Source organism: Spirillospora sp. NPDC046719 (assembly GCF_040645715.1).
Taxonomy (GTDB): Bacteria; Actinomycetota; Actinomycetes; order Streptosporangiales; family Streptosporangiaceae; genus Spirillospora.
This window is the reverse complement of sequence record NZ_JBEYYT010000480.1, coordinates 1-6,811: the sequence shown is the minus strand read 5'-3', so window position 1 is coordinate 6,811 and position 6,811 is coordinate 1. Positions and strand designations below refer to the sequence as shown.

Genomic DNA, 6,811 nt, shown 5'->3' with positions numbered 1-6,811 from the left:
ACGCGGATCGCGGTCGCCGGCTCGGTGTTGGGGCGGGGGGTGGGTGTGGGGGGGGCGGGACACGATGTGGGGCGCCCCCGGGAGCTGGCGGGGGGGGAGGGCGGGGCCCCGGGGGGGGGGGCGCCCCCCGGCCGCGCGGGCCGCGCTGGCCCCCCCCCGCGCGCCCCCGGGGGCGCGCGGGGGGGCCCCGGCGGGGGCCCCCCCCGGCCTCGGCCGGATCCTGCGCGGCGAGTACGTCCAGGTGCTGCCCGAATGGCTGGACGCGGCGGCGGAGCGCGGGCTGCGGGTACCGGCGCGCCTGCTGCCCGACCTGCACGAACGCGGCCGCGGCGACCGGATGCTGCGGCCGTCGATCAGCCGCGCGGCCGGGCGGCGCGGCGTGTGGCTGGCGCTGCGGAACACCGACTGGGCGTACCTGGTCGGGGCGGGCGGCGATCCGGGCGGCGGCGCCGAGGTGTGGGAGACCGGCACCCGCAACCAGCGGGCCGCGTACCTGACCGCGCTGCGCCGTACCGATCCCGCCGCCGCGCGCGAGGCGCTGCGGGAGACGTGGGCGAAGGAGCCCGCGCCCGACCGCGCCGCCTTCCTCGGCACGTTCCGGGCCGGGCTGTCGCCCGACGACGAGGAGTTCCTGGAGTCGGCGCTGGAGGACCGCGGCAAGGACGTCCGGCAGCTCGCCGCCGACCTGCTCGCCCGGCTGCCCGGCTCGGCGTACGGGCGGCGGATGGCCGCGCGCGCCCGCGCCTGCCTGGTCCCGCGGGTCCGCACCGTGCGGGGCCGCGAGCAGACGTGGATCATGGTCGCGCCGCCGACCGCGCACGACGAGGACCTGGCGCGCGACGGGGTCCCGTTCCACCCCGGCGGGTCGTTCGCGCCCGGCGGCGGGGGCCGCCCGGTGGGGACGCGGGCGGCCTGGCTGCGCGAGATCCTCGCCCGCACGCCGCTCGGCACCTGGACGGACCTGTTCGGGCTGCCGCCGATGGAGATCGTGTGCCTGCCGGTGGCGGCGGCCGGGACGGCCGAGGGGCGGTCCGGCCGGGACGAGCACGACGGCGACGCCCGCGACGTCCACATCGGGTGGGCGCGGGCCGCGCTGAAGCAGCAGGACGCCGCGTGGGCGCGCGCGCTGCTGAAGGGCGGCGTCATGGTGGACGAGCCCGGCGCGCTCGCCGACCTGCTGGCGGTCCTGCCCGCCGGCGAGCGGGACGCCGCGGCGGCGGGGCTGATCCGCTGGGTCGAGGGCCGGTCCGAGCTGCCGCCCATCCTCGAGCGGGTGCCCGGACCGTGGACCGGCGACCTCGCGGCCGCCGTGGTCGGCACGCTCGCCGCGTCCGCAGGGCGGCCCGCCTCCACCCGCCGCGACGAGCACGCTCTGACCCAGCTGTGCCGGCTCGCCGAGCAGCGCCTCGACCCGTCCGCCGCGTCCCGGCTGGAGGAGCTGCTCGCCCGGCGCCCGCCCGAGGAGCCGGGACGGGCCCTGCCGCGCGCCGTCCCGGCCCTGATCACCACCCTGCGCTTCCGTGCCGAGATGCTGAAGGAGCTCGCCCCGTGACCGAACCCGTGACCGGAGATCCCGTGCCCGCCGGAGTGCTGCGCCCGCACGCCGAGCAGGAGTACGCCGGCGAGCTGGCCCGGCTGGCCGAGCACGACGACCGGCCCCGGCCGCCCGGCTGGCGGCTGTCGCCGTGGGCCGTCACGACGTACCTGCTGGGCGGGGAGCTGCCCGACGGCACGATCGTCTCGCCGAAGTACGTCGGGCGGCGGCGGCTGATGGAGGTCGCGGTGGCGACGCTGGCGACCGACCGGGCGCTGCTGCTGCTCGGCGTGCCCGGCACCGCGAAGACGTGGGTGTCGGAGCACCTCGCGGCGGCGATCAGCGGCGACTCGACGCTGCTGGTGCAGGGGACGGCCGGGACGGCGGAGGAGGCGATCCGCTACGGCTGGAACTACGCCCGGCTGCTCGCGGAGGGCCCGTCGGAGAAGGCGCTGGTGGAGAGCCCGCTGATGCGGGCGATGCGGCGCGGGTCGGTGGCGCGGATCGAGGAGCTGACCCGGATGCCGTCCGACGTCCAGGACGCCCTGATCACGGTGCTGTCGGAGAAGACGCTGCCGGTCCCGGAGCTGAGCACCGAGGTGCAGGCGCGCAAGGGCTTCACCGTCATCGCGACCGCGAACGACCGCGACCGGGGCGTGAACGAGCTGTCCAGCGCGCTGCGGCGGCGGTTCAACACGGTGGTGCTGCCGCTGCCCGACACCGTCGAGGACGAGGTGGACATCGTGGCCCGCCGCGTCGACCGGATCGGCGCGTCGCTGGAGCTGCCGCAGGCACCGGCGGGCCTGGAGGAGATCCGCCGGGTCGTCACCGTGTTCCGGGAGCTGCGCTCGGGGCTGACGTCCGACGGCCGCACGAAGCTGAAGTCGCCGAGCGGGACGCTCAGCACCGCCGAGGCCATCTCGGTGATCACCAGCGGGCTGGCGCTCGCCGCGCACTTCGGCGACGGGGTGCTGCGGGCCGCGGACGTGGCGGGCGGCCTCGTCGGCGCCGTCGTCCAGGACCCGGTGTCGGACCGGGTGGTGTGGCAGGAGTACCTGGAGGCGGTCGTGCGGGACCGCCCGGAGTGGCGGGACTTCTACCGCGCCTGCCGGGAGGTGTCTTGACGGCCGGACGGGTCGAGGTCTTCGGGATCCGCCACCACGGTCCCGGTTCGGCGCGCGCGCTGCGCGGCGCGCTGGAGGAGTTCGGTCCGGACGCGATCCTGATCGAGGGTCCGCCGGAGGCCGACGCGATCGTCGAGCTGGCCGGCGACCCCGGCATGGTCCCGCCGGTCGCGCTGCTGGCCTACTCCCCCGCCGGCCCGCCCGGCGGCGCGGCGGGGAAGGGCGACCGGAAGGCCGCGTTCTGGCCGTTCGCGGAGTTCAGCCCGGAATGGCAGGCGATCCGGTACGGGCTGGCGGCGGGCGCGGCCGTCCGGTTCTGCGACCTGCCCGCCGCGCAGCAGCTCGTCCCGCCCGAACCGGACGGCGCCGACCCCGCCGACCCCTCCGGCGCCGGACCCGGCGGCGAGGAGCCCGAGGGCGGGGCGGCGGACGCCGCGCCGCCGGAGGACGTCCGGCTGGATCCGCTCGGGACGCTGGCCAAGGCGGCGGGCTACGACGACACCGAACGCTGGTGGGACGACGTTGTCGAGCACCGCCACGAGGGCCCCTCGCCGTTCCCGGCGATCGCCGAGGCCATGGCCGAGCTGCGCGAGCGGGTGGAGCCGTCCCGGGCCGACCGCCGCGAGGAGCAGCGCGAGGCCCACATGCGCCGGACCGTGCGCCGCGCCCTCAAGGAGGGGTTCGAGCGGGTCGCGGTGGTCTGCGGCGCCTGGCACGTCCCGGCGCTGCGCGCGAAGGTCCCCGCGACGCACGACGACCGGACGCTGCGCGGGCTGCCGAAGACGAAGGTCGCGATGACGTGGGTGCCGTGGACGCACGGGCGGCTGGCGGGCCGCTCCGGGTACGGCGCGGGCGTCCGCTCCCCCGGCTGGTACCACCACCTGTTCGCGGCGCCGGACCGGCCGGTCGAGCGGTGGCTCGCCGCCGCCGCGCGGCTGCTGCGCGAGGAGGACCTGCACGTCTCGTCCGCCCACGTGATCGAGGCGGTCCGGCTGGCGGAGGCGCTCGCCGCGCTGCGCGGCCGCCCGCTGGCCGGGCTGGACGAGGTCACCGAGGCGACCCGCGCGGTGCTGTGCGAGGGCGCGGAGGCGCCCGTCGAGCTGATCCGCGAGCGGATGGTCGTCGGGGAGCGGCTCGGCGCCGTCCCGGACCGGACCCCGATGGTGCCGCTCCAGCGCGACCTGCAGGCCGAGCAGCGGCGGCTGCGGCTCAAGCCGTCCGCGCTCGACAAGGAGCAGGACCTCGACCTCCGCAAGCCCACCGACCTGGAGCGCAGCCGGCTGCTGCACCGGCTCCGGCTGCTCGACGTCGACTGGGGCGTGCCCGCCGAGAGCCGGTCGAAGGGCACGTTCCGGGAGACGTGGACGCTGATGTGGCGGCCCGAGTTCGACGTCGAGCTGATCGAGGCGAGCGCGTGGGGCACGACCGTGCGGGACGCGACCGCGGCCCGCGCGGAGGCGATGGCCGCCGAGGCCGGGACGCTGCCGGAGCTGACGTCCGTCGCGGAGCGCTGCCTGCTCGCCGACCTCGGCGACGCGCTGCCGACGGTGATGCGCGCCCTCGCCGACCGGGCCGCGCTCGACACCGACGTCGCGCACCTGATGGCGGCGCTGCCCGCGCTCGTGCGCGCGCTCCGGTACGGCGACGTGCGCGGCACCGCGACGGGCCCGCTGCGCACCGTCGTGGACGGCCTGGTCGTCCGGGTGTGCGTCGGCCTTCCGCCCGCCGTGTCGGGCCTCGACGACGACGCGGCCCGCGACTTCCTCGGGCACATCGACTCCGTCCACGGCGCCCTCGCCCTGCTCGCCGATGAGGACCACCTCGAACGCTGGCGCGCGGCCCTGACGGCCCTGATCGCCCGGCCCGAGACCCTCCACGGCCTGCTCGAAGGCCGGATCACCCGGCTGCTGCTGGACGCGGGCCGGCTGGACGACGTCCCCGCCCGGATGGCGCGCGCCGTGTCGGTGGGCGCCGCGCCCGCCCGCGCCGCCGCCTGGGTGGAGGGGTTCCTGTCCGGCGGCGGGCTCGTCCTGGTGCACGACGAGGAGCTGCTCCGGCTGGTCGACGGCTGGATCGCCGGGCTGCCCGCCGACGCGTTCACCGACGTCCTGCCGCTGCTGCGCCGCACGTTCGGCGCGTACGCCGCCGCCGAGCGGCGCGCGATCGGCGAGCGGGTCCGCCGGGCCGGGGCCGCGCCCGCCGGGCCGTCCCGCCCGCCCGGCGACGACCTCGACGGGAAGCGCGCGGCACCCGCCGTCGCGACGGCGCTGCGCGTCCTCGGCTGGGAGGCCCCGTGAACGACGACACCACCAACGACGGCACCACCAACGAGGACACCCCGAACGAGGACACCCCGAACGAGGACACCACGTACGGCGGCACCGCGAACGAGGGCACCGCGGACGGCGGGCCGGAACGGATGCGGCGCTGGCGGCTGGTGCTCGGCGGCGAGCGCGCCGACGGCACCGGGGTGTCCCTGACCGGCGACGACGCCCGGATGGACGCGGCGCTGGAGAAGCTCTACGGGGCCGGCGACGCCGGCGGAGGCCGGCCCCGGCCGGGCCGCCGCGGCGCCGGGCTCGGCGACTCCGCCCCGTCGGTCGCCCGCTGGCTCGGCGACATCCGCGCCTACTTCCCGTCCACGGTCGTCCAGGTGATGCAGAAGGACGCGATCGAGCGGCTCGACCTCACCCGGCTGCTGCTGGAGCCGGAGATGCTGGAGGCCGTCGAACCGGACGTGCACCTGGTCGGGACGCTGCTGTCGCTGAACAAGGTCATGCCGGACCGGGCGCGGGAGTCGGCGCGGGCCGTCGTCCGCAAGGTCGTCGACGAGCTGGAGCGGCGGCTCGCGCAGCGGACCCGCTCGGCGGTCGGCGGCGCCCTCGACCGGTCCGCGCGGGTGCTGAGGCCGAAGCGGCTCGCGGACGTCGACTGGGACCGGACGATCCGCGCGAACCTGCGGCACTACCTGCCCGAGCACGGCACGCTCGTGCCGGAGCGGATGATCGGGTACGGGCGGCGCCGGCAGGCGGTGCAGCGGGACGTGGTCCTCGCGATCGACCAGAGCGGCTCGATGGCGGCGTCGGTGGTGTACGCGAGCGTGTTCGGCGCCGTGCTGGCCTCGATGCGGTCGCTGCGGACGTCGCTGGTGGTGTTCGACACCGCCGTCGTCGACCTGACCGACCAGCTGCACGACCCGGTCGAGGTCCTGTTCGGGACCCGGCTCGGCGGCGGCACGGACATCAACCGCGCGGTCGCGTACTGCCAGGGCCTCGTGACCCGGCCGAACGAGACGATCCTGGTGCTGGTCAGCGACCTGTACGAGGGCGGCGTCCGGGACGAGATGCTGCAGCGGGTCGCGGCGCTGACGGCGGCGGGCGTGCAGGTCGTCGTGCTGCTGGCGCTGTCCGACGACGGCGCGCCGGCCTACGACCACGACAACGCCGCGGCCCTCGCGGCGCTCGGCGTCCCGGCGTTCGCCTGCACCCCGGACGCCTTCCCGGACCTGATGGCCGCCGCGATCGAGCGCCGCGACCTCGGGGAGTGGGCGGAGCGGCGCTGATCAGGAGGCCCAGAGGCCCTGCGCGAGCAGGAGCACCACCAGGGCGGTGAGGGCGGCGTGCCCGGCGAGCGCGGCGGGCTCCACATGGACCAGCCCGCCCCACGCCGCCCACATCGCGACGCGGGCGACACGCGCGGCCACGACCGTCCACGCCGCCGCCCGGCTGCCCCGCCACGCGACGATCACCGCGACCAGCGTGACGATCGCGACCAGCGTGAACGACGACGCGACCAGCGGAAGGAGCCCGCCCCGGTGGCCGGCGCTCAGCGACGGCCGGGCGATCAGGATCGCGAGCGCGACGACGTCCAGCGCGGCGAGCAGCGTCGCGAGCACCAGACCGGTGACGACCCCCGGTCCGCGGCGCAGCCGCCGGTACGTCCGCGCGGGCGCCGCCTGCGGCCCCGGGCGCCCGCTGTCACCGAACGGGCCCGGATGGCCGGACGGCTCGTGAGCGTCGGGTGGCCCCTGAGGCTGGAGTGGCTGCCGGTACTCGATGGGCTGCGAGTACCCGGAGGGGCCGAAGTTCTCGGGCGACGGCCGGTAGGCCGCGGACGCGGTCTCCGCGCCTGCGCCCTGCGTCCCGGCGGCGCT

General features: G+C 77.5%; 4 protein-coding genes and 1 pseudogene. 4 read left to right on the top strand and 1 reads right to left on the bottom strand.

Translation table 11 applies throughout. The features are described from left to right. The first annotated feature begins 64 nt into the window (after window positions 1-64). The 4 genes from ABZ914_RS43650 (at window position 65) to ABZ914_RS43635 (ending at window position 6,220) form a co-directional block, all read left to right on the top strand. On the top strand, window positions 65-1,552 hold the full coding sequence (locus ABZ914_RS43650) for a DUF5691 domain-containing protein (protein ID WP_500200629.1): 1,488 nt from the start codon (window positions 65-67) through the stop codon (window positions 1,550-1,552). Continuing rightward, window positions 1,549-2,658, top strand: coding sequence for an ATP-binding protein (locus tag ABZ914_RS43645; protein WP_347256957.1), 1,110 nt, complete (start codon window positions 1,549-1,551; stop codon window positions 2,656-2,658). Before ABZ914_RS43650 ends, ABZ914_RS43645 begins: the two co-directional genes overlap by 4 nt. Continuing rightward, complete coding sequence (locus tag ABZ914_RS43640) at window positions 2,655-4,955, top strand: DUF5682 family protein (RefSeq protein ID WP_500200628.1); 2,301 nt, start codon at window positions 2,655-2,657, stop codon at window positions 4,953-4,955. Before ABZ914_RS43645 ends, ABZ914_RS43640 begins: the two co-directional genes overlap by 4 nt. A 122-nt stretch (window positions 4,956-5,077) precedes the next feature. Then, window positions 5,078-6,220 carry a VWA domain-containing protein gene (locus tag ABZ914_RS43635; RefSeq protein ID WP_500200630.1) on the top strand — a complete coding sequence of 381 codons (1,143 nt, stop codon included), beginning with the start codon at window positions 5,078-5,080 and terminating at the stop codon, window positions 6,218-6,220. Here ABZ914_RS43635 and ABZ914_RS43630 read toward each other — a convergent pair. Beyond that, window positions 6,221-6,811, bottom strand: a pseudogene (locus tag ABZ914_RS43630) (hypothetical protein); the annotation flags it as partial.